The 17698-nt window shown below is 41.4% G+C and carries 15 protein-coding genes and 1 riboswitch; of the genes, 5 read left to right on the top strand and 10 right to left on the bottom strand.

Features of this window, described 5'->3' with window-relative positions; genetic code table 11:
* Positions 1 to 54: 54 nt before the first annotated feature.
* Complete coding sequence (locus tag ACQKKO_RS16675; RefSeq protein ID WP_498649164.1) at positions 55 to 615, top strand: GNAT family N-acetyltransferase; 561 nt, start codon at positions 55 to 57, stop codon at positions 613 to 615.
* A gap of 218 nt (positions 616 to 833) precedes the next feature.
* Here the strand turns inward: ACQKKO_RS16675 and ACQKKO_RS16670 are convergent, their stop codons facing one another.
* The 7 genes from ACQKKO_RS16670 to ACQKKO_RS16640 form a co-directional block, all read right to left on the bottom strand.
* On the bottom strand, positions 834 to 2135 hold the full coding sequence (locus ACQKKO_RS16670; RefSeq protein ID WP_498649162.1) for an NCS2 family permease: 1302 nt from the start codon (positions 2133 to 2135) through the stop codon (positions 834 to 836).
* Between the two features lie 93 nt (positions 2136 to 2228).
* Positions 2229 to 2328, bottom strand: a riboswitch (purine riboswitch).
* 184 nt (positions 2329 to 2512) lie between these two features.
* Complete coding sequence (locus tag ACQKKO_RS16665) at positions 2513 to 4222, bottom strand: 5'-nucleotidase C-terminal domain-containing protein (RefSeq protein ID WP_498649160.1); 1710 nt, start codon at positions 4220 to 4222, stop codon at positions 2513 to 2515.
* A gap of 145 nt (positions 4223 to 4367) precedes the next feature.
* The gene (gene guaA, locus ACQKKO_RS16660; RefSeq protein ID WP_498649158.1) at positions 4368 to 5909 is read right to left on the bottom strand and encodes a glutamine-hydrolyzing GMP synthase; all 1542 of its coding nucleotides are present in this window, start codon (positions 5907 to 5909) and stop codon (positions 4368 to 4370) included.
* Positions 5910 to 6124: 215 nt separating this feature from the next.
* Positions 6125 to 8320: a transglutaminase TgpA family protein gene (locus ACQKKO_RS16655; protein ID WP_498649156.1), complete on the bottom strand. Its 2196-nt coding sequence runs from the start codon at positions 8318 to 8320 to the stop codon at positions 6125 to 6127.
* Between the two features lie 18 nt (positions 8321 to 8338).
* Entirely contained in the window at positions 8339 to 9496 is a 1158-nt protein-coding gene (locus tag ACQKKO_RS16650; protein WP_498649155.1) for a DUF58 domain-containing protein, read from the bottom strand.
* Complete coding sequence (locus ACQKKO_RS16645) at positions 9493 to 10449, bottom strand: AAA family ATPase (RefSeq protein ID WP_498649153.1); 957 nt, start codon at positions 10447 to 10449, stop codon at positions 9493 to 9495. The genes ACQKKO_RS16650 and ACQKKO_RS16645 overlap by 4 nt, the downstream gene beginning before the upstream one ends.
* Before the next feature lie 155 nt (positions 10450 to 10604).
* Positions 10605 to 11168 carry a thioredoxin family protein gene (locus tag ACQKKO_RS16640; RefSeq protein ID WP_498649151.1) on the bottom strand — a complete coding sequence of 188 codons (564 nt, stop codon included), beginning with the start codon at positions 11166 to 11168 and terminating at the stop codon, positions 10605 to 10607.
* 230 nt (positions 11169 to 11398) lie between these two features.
* Here ACQKKO_RS16640 and ACQKKO_RS16635 point away from each other — a divergent pair, with 230 nt between their 5' ends.
* Both ACQKKO_RS16635 and ACQKKO_RS16630 read left to right on the top strand, forming a co-directional pair.
* Positions 11399 to 11950, top strand: a complete 552-nt coding sequence (locus ACQKKO_RS16635; RefSeq protein WP_498649150.1) for a GbsR/MarR family transcriptional regulator — start codon at positions 11399 to 11401, stop codon at positions 11948 to 11950.
* A gap of 84 nt (positions 11951 to 12034) precedes the next feature.
* Positions 12035 to 12994, top strand: a complete 960-nt coding sequence (locus ACQKKO_RS16630) for a metallophosphoesterase (protein WP_498649148.1) — start codon at positions 12035 to 12037, stop codon at positions 12992 to 12994.
* Positions 12995 to 13057: 63 nt separating this feature from the next.
* Here ACQKKO_RS16630 and ACQKKO_RS16625 read toward each other — a convergent pair whose 3' ends face one another.
* Entirely contained in the window at positions 13058 to 13630 is a 573-nt protein-coding gene (locus tag ACQKKO_RS16625; RefSeq protein ID WP_498649146.1) for a YdcF family protein, read from the bottom strand.
* Between the two features lie 344 nt (positions 13631 to 13974).
* Here ACQKKO_RS16625 and ACQKKO_RS16620 point away from each other — a divergent pair, with 344 nt between their 5' ends.
* Both ACQKKO_RS16620 and ACQKKO_RS16615 read left to right on the top strand, forming a co-directional pair.
* Positions 13975 to 14814, top strand: coding sequence for an N-acetylmuramoyl-L-alanine amidase family protein (locus ACQKKO_RS16620; RefSeq protein ID WP_498649144.1), 840 nt, complete (start codon positions 13975 to 13977; stop codon positions 14812 to 14814).
* Between the two features lie 88 nt (positions 14815 to 14902).
* Positions 14903 to 15088, top strand: a complete 186-nt coding sequence (locus ACQKKO_RS16615) for a YjcZ family sporulation protein (protein ID WP_498649142.1) — start codon at positions 14903 to 14905, stop codon at positions 15086 to 15088.
* 33 nt (positions 15089 to 15121) lie between these two features.
* On the opposite strand, the gene ymaG is transcribed toward ACQKKO_RS16615, so the two are convergent.
* Positions 15122 to 15355 (bottom strand): inner spore coat protein YmaG, encoded by a 234-nt coding sequence (gene ymaG / locus ACQKKO_RS16610; RefSeq protein WP_343129694.1) that lies wholly within the window; start codon positions 15353 to 15355, stop codon positions 15122 to 15124.
* 65 nt (positions 15356 to 15420) lie between these two features.
* Complete coding sequence (locus tag ACQKKO_RS16605; protein WP_498649140.1) at positions 15421 to 17451, bottom strand: penicillin-binding transpeptidase domain-containing protein; 2031 nt, start codon at positions 17449 to 17451, stop codon at positions 15421 to 15423.
* Positions 17452 to 17698 lie beyond the last annotated feature (247 nt).

Genomic DNA, 17698 nt, shown 5'->3' with positions numbered 1-17698 from the left:
GCAGGTACCTTTCATTAAAGTAAACTGTAGAGAACTAAAGATGAGGTGAAACAAATGAATCCCTTAATGATTGATTTTCCAGACAGCTTTGAAACCGAACGATTACTCATTCGAGCTCCAAAACCAGGCGATGGCGCGAAGATGTACGAAGCGGTAAGCTCATCAATTGAGCAGCTAAAACCGTGGTTGCCGTTTGCTCATTTTGAACAATCACCAGAGCTTACAGAAGCAAACATCCGCGAAGCTCACGTCAATTTTTTAACTCGAAAAGACCTTCGCCTACTCGTATTCCATAAAGAAACTAGAGAACTTGTAGCCTCATCCGGTCTCCATCGTATTGATTGGGACGTTCCGAAAGTAGAGATTGGCTATTGGATTCGAACAGATTATAGTGGAAAAGGCTATATGACTGAAGCCGTTCAGGGGATTACAACCTTTGCGTTTCAAGAATTAAACGCACGCAGAGTTGAAATTCGCTGCGATGCAAAAAACGTGAAAAGCCGTGCGATTGCTGTAAGGCTGAACTTTGAACTCGAGGCAGTATTGAAGCAGGAAGCTAAAGCGATTGATCGTAATGAGTTACGAGATACGTGTGTGTATGCGAAGATACGATAATACAAAAAAAGGGCGAGACATAACATGAATGTAGCGAGTAAAACACAAATAGAGCAAATCCCGCTACAGTGTCTTCACCGCGTTCTGTTCCGTAGGATTCAAGGGTTCTCCTTCCGCTCGTTCAATTAAAATTACGAAAGGCGAATGATTCTGCAATCGAATCATTCGCCTTTTCAAATTGGTTTTTAGTTATGTCCCAGACTCTTTGCTTAAGACTTTTAATGACTCAAGAATGCAAAGTACAGAACAAAGACAACAAATAAGAAGTACATAATCGGATGAACTGTTTTTCCTTTTCCACTTACAACCATTGTAATAGGGTAAAGAATGAATCCAAGCGCAATTCCATTTGCGATACTGTACGTAAGTGGCATCGTCAAGAACGTAATAAATGCAGGGATTGCAATTTCCATACGTGTCCAATCAATCAAACGTAGAGAAGATGTCATCATAACCCCAACAATAATAAGTGCTGCTGCGGTTACTTGACCAGTAACAACAGTGAGTAAAGGTGAGAAGAACAAGGCGACTAAGAAAAGGAGACCCGTAACAATTGCAGTCAGTCCAGTTCGTCCGCCTACCACAACACCAGAAGTAGATTCTACATAAGCAGTAGTAGTTGAAGTACCTAATAGTGATCCAATTGTTCCACCAGCTGCATCGGAGAATAAGGCTCTCCCTGCTCTAGGAAGTTTATTATCTTTTACAAATCCAGCTTGACTCGCTACAGCAAACAAGGTACCTGCTGTATCAAAGAACGTAACAAATAAGAAAGTAAGAATAGCTACAAGCATTTGTGTACTAAAGATTTCAGAGCTACTAATATCAAAAGCTGCAAATAAAGTTGGTGATAGACTTGGCACTGGTGCAACAATTGCCTCTGGTCTTCCTACTAAACCAAAGATAATACCAACAATGGCTGTGATACCAAGACCATAAAATACACCGGCTTTTAGACCAACAACTACAAAAATGGATGTAATGATTACACCAAAGACAGCAAGTAATACAGGTCCAGATGTTAGATCTCCTAGCGCAACAAAAGTAGAAGGATTCGCCACAACAATCTCAGCATTCTTCAAACCAATAAACGCGATAAATAAACCGATACCTGCGCCTGCTGCATGCTTTAATTCAGCAGGGATCGCATTAATGATGATTTCTCTAATTTTAAATGCCGTAATAAGTAAAAAGATAATGCTTGAGATAAATACAGCAAACAATGCCGCTTGCCAGCTTAATCCCATGCCTAAGACAACAGTATAAGCAAAGAACGCATTGATACCCATTCCCGGAGCCAAACCAATAGGGTAATTTGCAACTAGTCCCATAATAATAGACCCGATCATGGCCGATAAGGCTGTTGCCACAAACACTGCATTCATATCCATCCCTGCATCACCAAGGATTAACGGGTTAACACCCAGAATGTATGCCATGGCCAAAAAGGTTGTAAGTCCGGCGATTACCTCTCTTTTTATAGTGGTACCTTTTTCTGTTAATCCAAAAAATCGATCCATGCTGCTCCTCCTTGGGGGATTTCCCCATAAAAATAAGCTCCGAGCATTCTACTCCGAGCGTACACATTATCAGCAAAATAGAAGACCAAACGTCCTCTGATGGGATAACATCGTAGTAAGCTCTTTAAGGCAGCTTGTAGAGACTCACGGACCATATTTCCGCGAATATACGAGAATTGATATGTGGTTGTTTATGAATTGATCTTAGCAACCTTCATTCAATTTGTCAATAAAAACCGAACAATGATTGCGATTTCATATGCATTATTCGGAAAACGAATAAAAACACACAAAATAGATTGCTCACTCTTGTGTGTTTTACTAGCTTATTCGATTTGTTTATGGTAGAAACTGGAATGGTAAGCTCGCCAATTTTTTTACTTTTGACTTGGTTCTTCAGAAAAATTAATTGTTTCACCTGCATAGATCAAGTCTTCGTCTTTGATCGTTGAGTTCCATTCCATCAATGTCTTCCAGGTTACATTTTCACGTAGTCCTATCTTAAATAGTGTATCACCTGGTTGAACAATATAAGAAGAATCTGATTCGGTTTGAACTGCTTTGTCACTGGACCCTTCTTCTTCGAGCTCTCCAAATTGTATACGTCCCTCTACCTTAGGTGCGATTTCACCTGATTCGCCTAAGTATGAAATCAATAACTCATCTAGCGCACTATACTCATTGTTAATAGGGAGATCGGCCAGTAGCTCATATTCATCACCACCGCTTGCTAGAAAATCATTCGTTGCTAACGTATACGTTTTAGCTATGTCTAATGGCGTATCATCTACAGTGACTGAATGAACCCGATCCCCCAGCTGCTTTGATTCATCTACAGAAAAGGAAAAGCCACTTATTTGCGGAAACCCACCACTTGGTTCAGGGTAATCTTTCACCCCAATTTCTAGTATTTCCAAAAGCTGCTCACCCGTTACATCCTTAGTCACTCCGTAGTTTCCAAATGGAGAGACTTCCACAAGGTCCCCTTTTGTGATGGTACCAGCAGCGACAGAGGCTCGTATTCCTCCTCCATTTGTTAAGGCCACATCAGCGTCTGTTGATTCGCGTAACATATCAGCAATTAAATTTCCTAGATTAGTTTCTTCTACTCTCACCTGCTCACGTTCCCCGTTTAATTCTACCTTTGTTTCTCCAACGGGTTCTGCTAGAATGTCCTGCTGGGCTTCTTCTAACGCTTCTAAAAGGGAAACCATCTCTTGATCAGGTTCAATCTCTTCAACCTCGGCCTGATTAATTAAACGTGCACTCCGATCTATGAGATCACCGTCCTCAATAACGAGTTCAACTACACCAAGATTTTGAGTGTATTCTCCGGCACTAGCAATGAGTGTTTCATTGCCTGCCTCCATTCCAATTTTTAATTCAGAATGACTGTGTCCGTCAATGATTACATCTATGCCCGGAGCATCCTCAGCTACTTTTTCACTTGTAAACTCACTGGATTCATCAATACCAAGATGTGCTAAAGCAACAATCACATCCACACCCTCACCTTTAAGCTCTTCGACCATCCGACTAGCGGTGATGGACGGATCTTCAAATGTTACATCACGAACATTGTTCGGGTGGGTTTTGTATTCGGTTTCTGGGGTGGCGAGACCAAAGATGCCTATCTTCGTACCATTTACTTCTTTAATTAGATATGGATCAAAGAACGTTTTTTGCTCATTGTTTAAAACATTAGCCGCAATGATCGGGAAATCCAACGATCCTTCAAGCTCACGAAGTCGCTCTAGGCCATAATTAAAATCATGGTTTCCAGGAACAAGCGCATCATAGTCTAGCAAATTTAATGCTTGTGCAATCGTTTCTCCTTCCTCAAGAGAAGCGAATGTTGTGCCGTGAAACGTATCACCCGCATCGAGTAATAAGGCGTTTTCAGAACGTGTTTCGTCGATGAGTGTCGCTAGCTTCGCATAACCCATTCCATCAAATTCACCTTCAAAGGCTCGTCCATGTACATCGTTTGTATGTAGGATCTGGATGGTTGTCTCTTCTGCTTTTGCCTCAGAAGTAAATGCAAGTAGCACAATACCTGTCATGCCAACGTATCGTAAACGATTCATTTCCATTCCTCCCTTTTTTAATCTATGTCTAGTGTAGACTAGCAACATTAACGCCTTGTATCAATTGGGATAATGTGATATTAAATTATGAAAGACCTTCATCATAAAAAAACCTCTGAGAATAATCTCTCAGAGGCTGTTGTTCTTACTCCCACTCAATTGTGCTTGGTGGCTTACTCGTAATGTCATACACGACGCGGTTTACATGAGCTACTTCGTTTACAATACGTGTAGAAATTAGCTCGAGTACATCCCAAGGGATACGAGCCCAGTCACTTGTCATACCATCAATTGATGTTACGGCACGGATACCGACTGTGTAATCGTATGTTCTCGCATCACCCATAACACCTACGCTACGCATGTTAGGAAGGGCTGTGAAGTACTGCCAGATTTCACGGTCAAGTCCTGCTTTTTTGATTTCTTCGCGCAGAATGTAATCTGAGTCACGAACAATTGTAAGCTTCTCATCCGTAATTTCTCCAAGCACCCGGATACCAAGACCTGGACCTGGGAAAGGTTGTCTCCAAACGATTTCATCTGGAATACCAAGCTCTGAACCAACTTTACGAACCTCATCTTTGAATAACGCTTTTAATGGTTCAATCAGTTCAAAACGCATGTCTTCAGGAAGACCACCTACGTTATGGTGCGATTTAATCGTTTGGGCTGTATCAGTTCCACTTTCAATGATATCTGTATATAGGGTTCCTTGTGCAAGGAAATCCATATCTTTAAGGCTTGCTGATTCTTCATCAAACACATAAATGAATTCATTACCAATGATTTTACGTTTCTGCTCAGGATCAGATACACCCTGAAGCTTAGAAAGGAAGCGATCAGCTGCGTCAATTTTAATGACGTTCATATTGAATCCTTCGCTAAATGTTTTCATTACGCTCTCTGCTTCGCCTTTGCGAAGAAGTCCGTGATCAATAAACATACACGTTAATTGATCGCCAATGGCCTGATGTAAAAGAACAGCTACAACTGAAGAGTCTACGCCACCACTTAGTGCGCATAATACGTGCTTGTCTCCAACTTGCTCACGGATTTTTTCCGTTTCAACCTCAATGAAGTTTTCCATAGACCAGTTGCCTTTAGCCTTACACACTTCAAAGGTAAAGTTCTTGAGGAGCTCGTCCCCAAATTCAGAGTGGCGAACTTCCGGATGGAATTGCACTCCGTATAGGTTTGCTGATTCATTACTCATTGCCGCAACTGGGCAAGATGGATTGGATGCATCGACAACAAATCCTTCAGGCGGCGCCACGATCTTATCACCATGGCTCATCCATACAGATTGTTCGATAGGAAGTCCTTTAAATACTTCAGATTGATTTTGAACACTGATAATCGCTTTACCATATTCGCGATGAGAAGCAGCTTCTACCTTACCACCGAAGTGCTGAGTCATTAACTGCATTCCGTAACAGATCCCAAGAATTGGCACACCTAGATCATAGATGGCTGGATCACAGTGTGGAGAACCTTCCACGTACGCACTGTTCGGTCCACCAGAGAAGATAATTCCTACTGGATTTAATTTTTTTATTTCCTCAGCTGTAATCTTGTGTGAGTGAAGCTCACTGTACACCCCAAAATCACGGATACGTCTTGTAATCAGCTGATTGTATTGTCCTCCAAAGTCGAGAACAACAATCATTTCTTGATCAAATTCAGTCATGATCTTCCATCCTTTTCCTATTAAATTGTACAATTCTGCCATGAAGTCATACGTAAAGAAAAAAGCTGATACTCTGCCTTATTGTGAATCTTTGGCAGAATACCAGCAGCTTCATATCAGAATGCACGTTGCATTGGCCTTAAGAAGTTAAAACATCTGATATTCGTAGCTTCTGCTATACACCGACTTATTTTAACAAGGCACACCTTAAGTGGTCAAGGTTTGATTTTCATAACAATTCGTTCCCAATGGTGCCTTTGCCTAGCCCATCCATTAACAGCTGGCTTTCCACTATATAATGTGTGCTCATACTCACACGTTAATACACTCATGTCGCTAAATCCAAATTGTTGATCCAAACGAGCTGCAAATTCACTTAACGTTTCACTCGATTCTCTCTCGTATCCATTTAACTTTAGGAGCCACAACAGTCTTTCATACGCTTGATTAAATACATGCTCGTCTTTTTTCGAGCGGTAATACAGGAGAACCACTGAGGTAATCAGTCTCTTACGATAGATAATGAATAGAGATAAAAGTAAAAACAGAATGACGGCTGTCACCCATAACCCAACAGGTGAAGATGAAGAATTCTGATCCGCTGCAACTGCCGGCTCCGTTTGATCTTCCTCTTCGACTTCTTCCTCCACTTCCTCTTCATTCACTTCTTCTGTTTCTTCTTCCTCTTGATCTGTTTCGCGATCAGGTACCTCTACTGGATCAGCTTCATTTTCAAATTCTTGATCGAACGCATACGTATTTGTAAATCCTTTGGTAGGTTCAAAGGCAACCCAGCCTTCTCCAGGAAAGTAAACCTCAACCCATGAGTGGGCATCTGAATTGGAAATCGTGTAGCTGTTCGCCCCATCCCCAACATCCACCATTGTTCCTGCTGTAAAACCCTTCACCCATCTTGCTGGAATATCAAGCGTCCGTAGCAGAACGATCATTGATGTGGAGAAATTATCACAATACCCTTGCTGTGTCTCAAAAAGAAATTGATCAACGTAATCCTGACCTGCCTCTGGAACAGCAACATCCTGTGTTTCATATGTAAACTCCGGACCACGAAAATGATCTTCAATCGCCTTCGCTTGATCATATCGATTAGTTGCCTCTGCAGTCAGCTCTTCCGCTAACTCATACACTCTTTCTGGAATGGTGTCGGGAAGTTGAGTGTAATACTCATTTAACTCTAAGTTATTATCCGATCCAGTTACATTTCTAAGACCATCAATATTGTAGCTTGTATCCATATACTCAAAGGTATATTCCTGAGGTGATAGAGCTTCTCCTCCAGAGAGGATTTCAGCTTTTTGCGTGTACTCATCTAGTACAACGGGGTCGTTTTGATACTCCTCAACCGTTTGTGAATACCATTCCCCCGGGTAAAACAGATGTGAGAAACGCATCTGATTGTACATCTTTACATTCGCTTCTTTAATTGAACGTTCTGCGGCTTCTGTCGTTTCAAAATTTATAGTACCCCGGTATCCTCCTGAAGCAGTTGTTGATTGCTCCCACCCAGCTCCAGTATAGAAATCTTTTGTCTCACCTCTCCAGTACACGCCTCTTTCTACGGTTGCCAGGAAAACAGGTGTATCATCATCAACAAAACCCCCACCAAGCCGCTCATCGTTATTTCCATATCCGATTCTGCGAGTACCTCCTTGACCCGTCCCCTCACCTGTCACTGCAGCCTGGAGAAACGGAACGGGGTCGTCCCACTGAGGATCTGGCTTTGGAAGAAGTAAGCTAATAAAGCCTGTTACAACGAATAAACCTGTAATGACAAGTCCTATTCGAATGGGTAATAAGCGCGGAGTGTTCACGTATCGATTAGCTTCGATGGTTCGATACATATACATGAATCCAAGCAACAATACTCCAATACCCATAACACGAATTATAGCTATGGTTGCATCGTACATTGTAAATGTGTCAATTACTGTGATATAGAGAACAGTTGATAAGAGGAAAAAGAAGATCCTCCTTAAATAAACTGTCCAGTAAAAAAGTAAAAAGCTCATGATCGAGAGCAGGATTAGAAATAAAAAGCTTCGAAATACGTCAGATAGGTCATACCAGTTCCCTGTCAGAATGCTCCAAGTACTTGTGGTTAGATCTGAGAAAAATAATGGAATCCATTCAAGCGGAGTGACTCCTCCAGCAGGAAACAAAACATATAAGCTTCCCCCAATGACAACCACTCTCGCCAAAAAACTAACAAAAAGTGGTGTTTGTAAGAAGGAAACAAGAAAAAAGAGAAATGTCGCAATCAAAAAATATCTAATTGATCCTGTGTCTGTCATCAATGGTAAAGGTAACAACCACTCCAGTAGTAGCAAGAAGCTTAAGCCGTAAAGGAATCCATCTCGACCATAATGGATGTGTTTTCTTCTTTGATTCAATAGATACCTTCCTCCTTGCTAAGACGTCATGTAGATCGGTTCAATGCCTTTTACACGAAGCTGTTCTGCCAAGCTAACTTGCTCAGGCTCAAACTCTAAAAGACAGACCTTTACATCGATTTTCTCCAAAGCTAGCCTTTCAATCGTATGAATCACCTTTTGATCCAACTCAGCACATATATAGATAACCGTTTGATTGGTCCATTGACTATAAATTGGGTGAATCGACGGGGCTGGTTGGTGATTCGATTCAATCGTTGCAAGCATCCTCAACACCCTTTCCCATGTATGAGCTTGCAAGTCTTCAATCATCCAATGCTGATTGTTATGATAGGCTGCGATCTGACTATCAACATTTGCTTGAATAAATGTAGATGCAATGGATGCTACCTGTTCCACAACATCTTCAAACTGTTTAGGTGTGACCGTTTGCCGATACGGATCAAACGCGATAATCGTTCGCTTGCCTTCGTAGGTTTCAAATTCTTTGGTCATGAGTTCTTTTCTTCTCGCTGATTGCTTCCAATTAATACTTGTTAACCGGTCTCCTGGAACGTACCTCCTGACACCCGCTAGGGATCGCTCTTCATCTTTTAACGAAGATGTTGCTGAGACTCCGTTTGAATGATTTGGCGTTTGAAAGGCCTGGATATCTCCTATTTTATGGTACCTAGGATACACAACAAGCTCTGTATCAACATTTACCTTTTGTCTTTTTTCGAACCATCCAAAGAAATCACTTGATGTTAGGTGAATGTCATGAAAATCATAACACCCCCTCTTTAGGTTCGATAGACGATACGTGAAGGATAAGGTCTTAGCGGTTGTGAAAAAGAACATAGCTCGCGTATCTGTTACCTGCCCTATATGAGAAGGAACAGAATCTTCCACAGTTAAATACATAAAAGGCTGAAACCTATGTTTCTTAACTGTAATTGTAACCTCCACCGCTTCACCTGAGTAACACGTTGTCCTAGCTAATGTTCGGTTTGGGGTAAAGACAGCTGGAAAGAGTATCGAGATGGTCATAATAAGTCCTACAATGATCACGCTATAAAATAAGAACCAACTAACAAATCCTCCTTGGAACATTGCATAAGTGAAACAACCTCCTACGACGAGAATTGCTGCTAGTCCTTTTAACATCGTTTGAATGAGATGTCGCCTCTTCCTCACGAAGAAGTAAGCCTCCTTTTTGGAACAGGAACCCCAATTCGATTAATCAATTTTTCAATGACTTCGTGTGTTGTCACTCCGCTCATTCGTGCTTGTGTTGAAAGCGTCATTCGGTGAGCAAGTACTGGAGCAGCCAGGTACTTAATATCGTCTGGTAGAACATAATCTCTCCCATTTACCAGTGCAAGTGCTTTCGCTGCCTTTAATAGAGCAATTGAGCCACGCGGACTAACCCCAAGACTAATCAATTCATCGTTTCTTGTTTCTTGCACAATTTGAACAAGGTAGGACTTCATGGCTTCATCAATATAAATAGATCCCACTTGCGCTCGGAGCTGTAATAGGTCGGCTGTATCCAGTACTGGGGTAATCTGATCGAGTGGGTGTTGGTTCTCCAGGCGATTTAGTATGTCTAATTCTTCACTTGGGGTTGGATACCCTAGCTTAATTTTTAGTAGGAAACGGTCTAACTGCGCTTCTGGTAAAGGAAAGGTTCCTGCGTATTCAATTGGGTTTTGTGTAGCCAGAACGAAAAATGGCTGATCAATTGCATGTGTGTCGCCATCAATTGTAACGTGACCTTCCTCTAACGCTTCAAGCAAGGATGATTGTGTTTTTGGTGAGGTACGATTAATTTCATCAGCAAGAACAATGTTTGCCATAATCGGACCTCTTCTAAATTCAAACTCTTGTGACTTTTGATTATAGATCGACACGCCTGTTACATCAGACGGTAGAAGGTCCGGAGTGAATTGAATTCGTTTGAAATGTGCTCCGAATGATTTGGCAATGGCTTTTACCATCACTGTTTTACCAACTCCAGGTACATCCTCAAGAAGTACATGCCCCCCTGCAAGTATTGCAACTAAGCTCAGGCTGATTTCTTTTCGTTTTCCAACAACCACACGCTCGATATTTTCAATTATCGTTTCTATTTGTTTTGCTGCATGCATAAGCTGCCTCCTCTCATATCAAACAAATCAAGATCTTGTGTATTCAATGAGTTAACGTATATGTAAGCGGGTACGATTCACTCTATACAAACAACGAACGGCCCCACTTAGGGATCGTTCGTCTCACTTAGCTTGTCCTAGCCTCGTCGCCAGGTTTAAACCGTTTTTTGAAGAGCCTTTAAAAGATCATTTTTTATCCAGTCCCAGCTCGTATGGTCCTGTGTATAAGTGCTTGTCATTTCTTTAACAAACTGTTTAAATGCAGCTTCAAAACCATCTGCTTCCTTTTCAGGCAACTGAGCTTTTTTCTCTGCCACAAATTCTTCAAGCTCTGGTGCTCGTGGACCCCATCTCATGACTTCTTTGCCATCCTGATCAATAAGGACGATGATTGGAATAGACCTTGCTGTTCCATTTGTTAAATACTGGTCCATTAGTTCTAAATGATCATCACGAATAAAATACCGTGTCTCAATTAAAGCTTCGTCTGCAATTCTCATGAAGATAGGAAGATTAACCATGGCATCGCCACACCAATCTGCAGTGATAATAAGTGCTCGGTATTTCTTTGGTTGCAGCAATTGTAGGGATTCCTTTTCAAATGGATCTAAATGAAAAGAGTTATATATTTTTAATAGATTCTCTTGATTCACTTGCATGGAGTGGATATATGCGTAGCGACTTAATCCTTTTTCAAACCATTGATTTAGTTCTTCCATCGTCTTGCCTCCTATCTAATTCTAAGGTCTATCGTACCATGACCCCCACTATCAGGCAAAAGAAAGAGACAACCTTAATGAAAAAGAAATATACAAGCGAGTCTCCTTTAAGATGGAATTCATCCCATATATTTAACATGCATTGATTTTTGAATTAGCTCATGTTTATACTATGGCTACTAAACGATGAAAGTCATTCATCTTTTTCATAAACATGAGGTGATTTTACAATGAACAATCTTAACCCAAGTGATGACATAATTGCTATTCATCAAATGATAAAAAAAAGCATGGCAGAAACGGTTGAAATGTATGGAGGCAGTCGCTCGGTTGGGCAAATCTATTCTGCACTCTATCTACACAACGGACCGATGACCCTGGATGATTTAAGAGAGCAAACGGGGATGAGTAAAGGAAGTATGAGTCTTGGTGTACGGAGACTTTTAGATGATAGGCTCATTGAGCGTGTATATAGAAGAGAAGAGCGTAAAGACCTTTATCAAACGAGAGGAGATTTCATTCAAATCTTTTCTGCTTTTTTTACAAAGCTTTGGAAAAATGACGTTCAAAAAAACGCACTTACCATTCAAGAAGCTCAAGTTAAATATGAATCCATGCTAAATGCTTCTGAGTCAGAAGCCGATTATCACGAAGCCTTACGAATGATCAAAAAAACCAAAGAGTCTCTACTGTATTATACTTTTTTAGACGCGTTAGTTGAAGATTTTCAATCAGGAGAGTTCATTCAGTATCTAACAGAGAAATATAATTTAGATCAATGACGATACTTTGCATATCTTCATAACTGATTATACATAACCATCCCTCGTCCTGTTCATCCTAAGGTCATGAATGGAGGTGCAGGGTTGAAAAAGATTACGCTAATGGGAAGTCGCATCTGTTTAGTTTTCTTTATTGTAAGCACGATAACGATCTGTCAATCATCAGTGGATCACGCAGAAGCAAGTTCAACATCCGACACCATAGTCTGGATGACGGATACACAGTATTACGCAAAAGACTATCCAGAGATTTTTTTTAAGATGACCGAATGGATAAAGGAAAACCAAGTCTCACATCAAATTAAATATGCCGTCCATACAGGTGATATTATTGACCAATATCAAGAAAAAGATCAATGGAAAACGGCACATAAAGCCTTAAAGAAGCTTGATCATTCACAGGTTCCTTACGGCGTTCTTGCTGGAAATCATGATGTCGGTCATTCCAGAGTTGATTATGAGAAGTATACCCATTATTTTGGTGAAAAACGATTTAAGCATCAAAAGGAATTTGCAGGAACGGATCAAAATAATCGAAATCATTTTGACCTTGTCACAGTCGGAGATCGAGACTTACTCATGCTTTATTTAGGATGGGGCATGACAGAAAAGGATCTTAAGTGGGCACATTCAGTCCTTAACGACTATCCAGAACGACTGGTATTTTTAAATGTGCATGAGTATTTAAAAGCAGATGGAACCCGATCTGAACAAGGCGAGTTTCTTTTTAAAGAGCTTGTCGCGAAACATGCTAACATAAACGTCGTATTATGTGGACACTATCACGGTGCGAATAAAAAAGTGGATCGTTTTGATGATGATGGAGATGGCATCCCTGATCGCACTGTGTATCAGTTACTTGCCGATTACCAAAGTGGTCCAATGGGTGGCCAAGGCTATCTACGTCTTTTATCCATTCCTTCAAATAGTACAGAGGTAACCGTTAAAACGTACTCCCCTTTTCTTGATCAATACAACTTTTATAAAGACACTGAATTGGAGAAAGATCAATTTACGATTCATCTGCCCATGTCGGTGAAGTGATAGAAATAAGACAAAGGCAAATGATTCCATCACAGAATCACTTGCCTTCTTTTTATATCCTCTCTATTTCAACAACAAGTCAAGATATAGTTTCGTTAGGGCCGCGTATTCTCTGAGATGCATTTGCACCACTGAGATTCTTGGGGTTTTACCAGGAAGTCCTGTTACGTCAAGGTCTTGATCTTCAGCCATAAGAACAGCTCGATATAAGTGAAAGCTGTTGCTCACTACAATCCCCTTTGAGTGTGAGTCATCAATGAACTCCTTTGAAAATTGGAGGTTTTCATATGTAGAGGTTGAACGATCCTCTAAATAAATCCGTTCCTCTTCAACACCAAGCAGTACAAGTCCCCGTTGTATCGCCAATGCCTCAGATATTCCCTCATCAGGTCCTTGTCCACCGGATGCAATTGCAATCGTTTGCTCATTTTTAAGAAGATACTCGGCTGCTGCATCAATTCGATATTGAAGACTTAACGATGGCTTCTCTCCTTTAACTCTTGCCCCAAGAATAATTAAATAATCTGCTTGATCTGGTTGTTCCTGATGACTATATTGATAAATTTTAATCTGTAAAAAAAGAACATATAAAACAGCCAATCCAATTAATAGGTAAAGAGTAACCTTTACATACATCTGCACACATCCTCTTTTGTTCTTAAATCATGCTGTTTTGCTAGTTTTTTTAAAACCGTTCTTTTGTATATTCTATTATCCAATAACTGTTTATTCATAGTCCTTGAAGCAGGTATTAATCTCTTCGCATTTTTCCCAAGATTCATTTGTTTCCTGCAAAGCCGTCTCCCCCTTCAAACCCCTGATCTGTTACAGGCTTTTAACTTGACATGAAAAGCGTAACAAAGCAGGACCTTCGACTCTTTCTACGTTTTTACTACGTTTCTCGCATTCTTTGAAACCATCACATGGTTCTGTATAATGAACCCACATTCTCATATTAAAGCGAAAAAGGAGTTGAATCTGTGAAACAATCAAATCGTCTTGCCGGTCTACTATTTTTACTATTCATGGTCGGATCCATAGTAGCACCTGCTTTAGCACATGCTTCACAAACTGGGGTTGTAAATGTTGAGGGCACATTAAATGTACGTGCAGAACCTAGTACATCAAGTCAGATCATTGGATCACTCTCTAGTGGAGAAAAGGTTACATACGTAGATGCCAAAAGTGGTTGGGCATCGATTGATTATAATGGACAAACTGGCTACATAGCAACAGAATACCTTTCAACTGGAACATCAAGTGGTGGAAACGCAGCCTCAGTAGCTGGACAAACAGTTGTTATTGATCCAGGTCATGGTGGAAATGATCCAGGTGCTGTTGCAAATGGACTGCAGGAAAAGGATGTTGTTCTTGATGTGGGGCAACGAGCAGCGGACAAGCTTCGAGCATCTGGAGCCAACGTCATTATGACACGCTCATCTGACCAATTTATCGCTCTTGAAGAACGGGCAGCTATCGCCAATCGGGCCAATGCAGATATTTTTGTTAGTATTCATGCAAATGCAGCCGCAGCGACAAGTGCTACCGGAACAGAATCGTATCACTTTCCAACAAGTTCAAATGGACGACGCCTTGCTGGAAACATTCAAAACGAGCTCGTGAGTCAACTAGGCACTCGCGATCGTGGTGTGAAGGATGCCAACTTTAGTGTATTACGTAATACAGCAATGCCTGCCACATTACTCGAGCTCGGTTTCATCACAAATGCTGATGAAGCTGAACGAATGAAGTCTTCAAGCTTTAGAGAAAACTCAGCTAACGCCATTCATGATGGTATTCAAGTCTACTTTCAAAACTAGTTCAAGACTCGCCTAATTCTTCATACAGGATACACCAATCATAGAACCATTCCATATGTTGTACTAAAAGGAAAGGTGGTATATTCATATGGGTTACTATGGTGGAGGATACGCTCAGCCATACTATGGTCAACCATATTACGGCTACGGCGCTCCTTGTCAGCCTTGTGGCTATCCAGGTTACAAAAAAGGCGGAGGTACAGGATTCTTCTTCGCATTGATTGTTCTTCTCTTCATCCTATTTGTTATTATTGGTGGAGTCGGTTATTACTAAAAAAAGGCTGTCAGTGTTCTGACAGCCTTTTTACTATGACCGGTAATATGGATAAGGGTACGGTGAGTATGGCGGATAGGGATACGGGTAAGGAGGATAATAATAACCGTATGGTTGAGGCTGGAAAAGCGTACTTCCAGCAAAACCTCCTAGGAATCCACCTAGCAACCCGCCGCCAAATCCACCACCAAACCCTCCAAAACCTCCAAATGGAGGACGACCATACCCGGGACGTCTGAATTGTCTTGATTGATTCATTGGATACATGTACTTCCCTCCCTGTTAGGGCAATCCATGTATGCTATGCTATTTGCCTATGAAAAGTGACTGACTTAGCGAAGATTTGATTCTAGGATTGGAGCGACTTTATCAACCACGTATCCGCTTCCCCCCTTATCACTCACATCATCAATCATCATGACAACAAGTAGCTCAGGGGCGTCATTTGCCTCAAGCGCGACAAACCAACCATGTTCCTTACCCGGATCATCTCTTGTTGCCTTCAGTTCAGCCGTTCCCGTTTTTCCTGCAATTCGCACGCCATCAACTGCAGCAGCTCTTGCTGTTCCTAGAGGATCTTCAAGAACATCCACTAGATCCTGTTGAAGTAGCTCTGCATGATCTGGTGTCATGAGCCCCTCTTTCCATACTCCTGCCTCATCATCAAGCTCCAAAACCGGTTTAATCATATTTCCTTCATTCACTAAAGTAGTATACGTTAATCCGAGATGAAGAGGGTTCATTTGAATTTGTCCCTGACCATACCCACTATCCGCAAGCTGAATATCGTTTGCCATACTGTCCTCAGCCATTAATGTCGATGTATGGAACAGCGGAATCGGAAGCTCTTCTCCAAATCCAAACTCATTCGCTCGATTTGTAAATTCTTCTTCGCCTAAGCTTAGGGCCTGCTGGGCAAAGTAGATGTTATCGGAATAAACTAATGCCTTACGAAGGTCAACAGGTTCTTCGTAATCATGAACACGTATGACATCATAGCCTCCCCAATCGGAGCCTTCTGGTTGCCAGCTTAATCCATCTACATCCATCGTTTCATTTGGATCAAGTGTCCCTGCTTCAAGACCCATAGCTGCTGTTAACAGCTTGAAGGTTGATCCCGGTGAATAGGTTTGAGCAAAGCGATTTAATTGAGGCTCATCCTCTGTTCCTAAATCTTCACGCTGCCTTTGTGTTAATCCAAATGAAGATAAATTCGGATCAATGGAAGGCTTACTAACGAGTGCCAGCACCTGACCATTTGTCGGATGAATGGCTGTTGCTGTACCAGAGTCATCTCCTATTTCATCAGAGATTTCCTGTTGTAACTCCATGTCGATCGTCAGCGTAATGTCTTCCCCATCCTCTGCCTCTGTCTCGAGGATAGCCTCTTCTCTATCATCACCATTTTTTGTGTAAAGAACGCCCCCACTTTTGCCTCGAAGTCGTTCTTCATATGCCCGCTCAAGTCCCGTTTGGCCTAGCTTATCGTTTGGACCATAGCCCTTATCTTTAAATTCCTCAAGCTGCTCCGCTGTAATGTCACGAATGTATCCAGTTATGTGAGCGGCACTTTCACCGTATGGGTATTCGCGCCCTTCATGAACTTCGTAGCTTGCACCGGGAATACCATCTCTTAATTCCTCTTGAGCCCATTCAATTTGGGAAGCTGGAGCAAAGTGAATTTGTACAAAAGCTTCGTCCGTTACCCAAGATTGATCGAGCCTTGACTCAATCGTTTCACGCGATACGCCAGTGACTTCAGAAAACTCACTAACAAATTCTTCTCGGTCCTCAATTCTTCCAGGCACACTACCTATCTGCAAAACCTCACCATTAACTGCAAGTCCATTCCCGTTCCGATCAAAAATCTCCCCACGAGTGGGCTGAATAGAAGCAAGCTCAAATCCGCCTCCTTCAGATAATGAAGGATAGACGAGCGTATCCTGCCAATTAACGACCCAGTTTTCTCCCTCTTCTTGCTCTTCAAGAGTTAACGAGATATCTTCTTCAAACGCAAGCTCACCAATTGACGTTGTGATCTCTACATTTAAAGGAACAGTGTAAACACCATCCTCCGGCTCGTCCTCCTCCTCATTATCTGGGTAAACCGCTTCCAGTTGCAGCGAGTTTGCCTGCATCTGTTCATACAGTATCGTCATTCGTTCTATATATTCATCCTGCGTTACATTTTGTTTTGTTGCTTCATCAAGCTTTGCATACATTTCTTCAAATTGTTCAGCTGACCAATTTTCTAAAAATGCATTCAGTGTTTCTTTTGGGTCAGGCTCATCTCCAAAACAACCTGTTAAAAGGAAGCTTGTTGCGAGACCTGTCACAATCAATCCTTTTCGTGTATGACGCATGTCTATCTCACCTTTCGATGCCTAAAGTAATCGATCTATGTATCTGAAAACAGTTTATCACATTCTTATAGACTTATTGGCGTTTTTTGTCAAAGAAATTCGTGTAGACTTTTACCAAGAGTATCTACACAATAACATCATGATAAAGAGAACATACATCTATCAGTCTGTCTAATAAACACATCCAAATCAATTTCATACAAAAAACCGAATGACTCTCACTTAGAATCATTCGGCCTTACCATCT

The sequence above is a fragment of the Alkalihalobacillus sp. NPDC127517 genome, assembly GCF_050276055.1.
In the GTDB taxonomy this organism is placed as follows: domain Bacteria; phylum Bacillota; class Bacilli; order Bacillales; family Bacillaceae_D; genus Alkalicoccobacillus.
This window is presented reverse-complemented; position numbering and strand designations above follow the sequence as displayed.

Bases quoted from the DNA above. Each gene is read 5' to 3' on its own strand.
- ACQKKO_RS16675 (WP_498649164.1), top strand. From the start codon at position 55: ATGAATCCCTTAATGATTGATTTTCCAGACAGCTTTGAAACCGAACGA.
- ACQKKO_RS16605 (WP_498649140.1), bottom strand. From the start codon at position 17,451: ATGCGTCATACACGAAAAGGATTGATTGTGACAGGTCTCGCAACAAGC.
- ACQKKO_RS16640 (WP_498649151.1), bottom strand. From the start codon at position 11,168: ATGGAAGAACTAAATCAATGGTTTGAAAAAGGATTAAGTCGCTACGCA.
- ymaG (WP_343129694.1), bottom strand. From the start codon at position 15,355: ATGTATCCAATGAATCAATCAAGACAATTCAGACGTCCCGGGTATGGT.
- ACQKKO_RS16665 (WP_498649160.1), bottom strand. From the start codon at position 4,222: ATGAATCGTTTACGATACGTTGGCATGACAGGTATTGTGCTACTTGCA.
- ACQKKO_RS16635 (WP_498649150.1), top strand. From the start codon at position 11,399: ATGAACAATCTTAACCCAAGTGATGACATAATTGCTATTCATCAAATG.
- ACQKKO_RS16645 (WP_498649153.1), bottom strand. From the start codon at position 10,449: ATGCATGCAGCAAAACAAATAGAAACGATAATTGAAAATATCGAGCGT.
- ACQKKO_RS16670 (WP_498649162.1), bottom strand. From the start codon at position 2,135: ATGGATCGATTTTTTGGATTAACAGAAAAAGGTACCACTATAAAAAGA.
- ACQKKO_RS16625 (WP_498649146.1), bottom strand. From the start codon at position 13,630: ATGTATGTAAAGGTTACTCTTTACCTATTAATTGGATTGGCTGTTTTA.
- guaA (WP_498649158.1), bottom strand. From the start codon at position 5,909: ATGACTGAATTTGATCAAGAAATGATTGTTGTTCTCGACTTTGGAGGA.
- ACQKKO_RS16615 (WP_498649142.1), top strand. From the start codon at position 14,903: ATGGGTTACTATGGTGGAGGATACGCTCAGCCATACTATGGTCAACCA.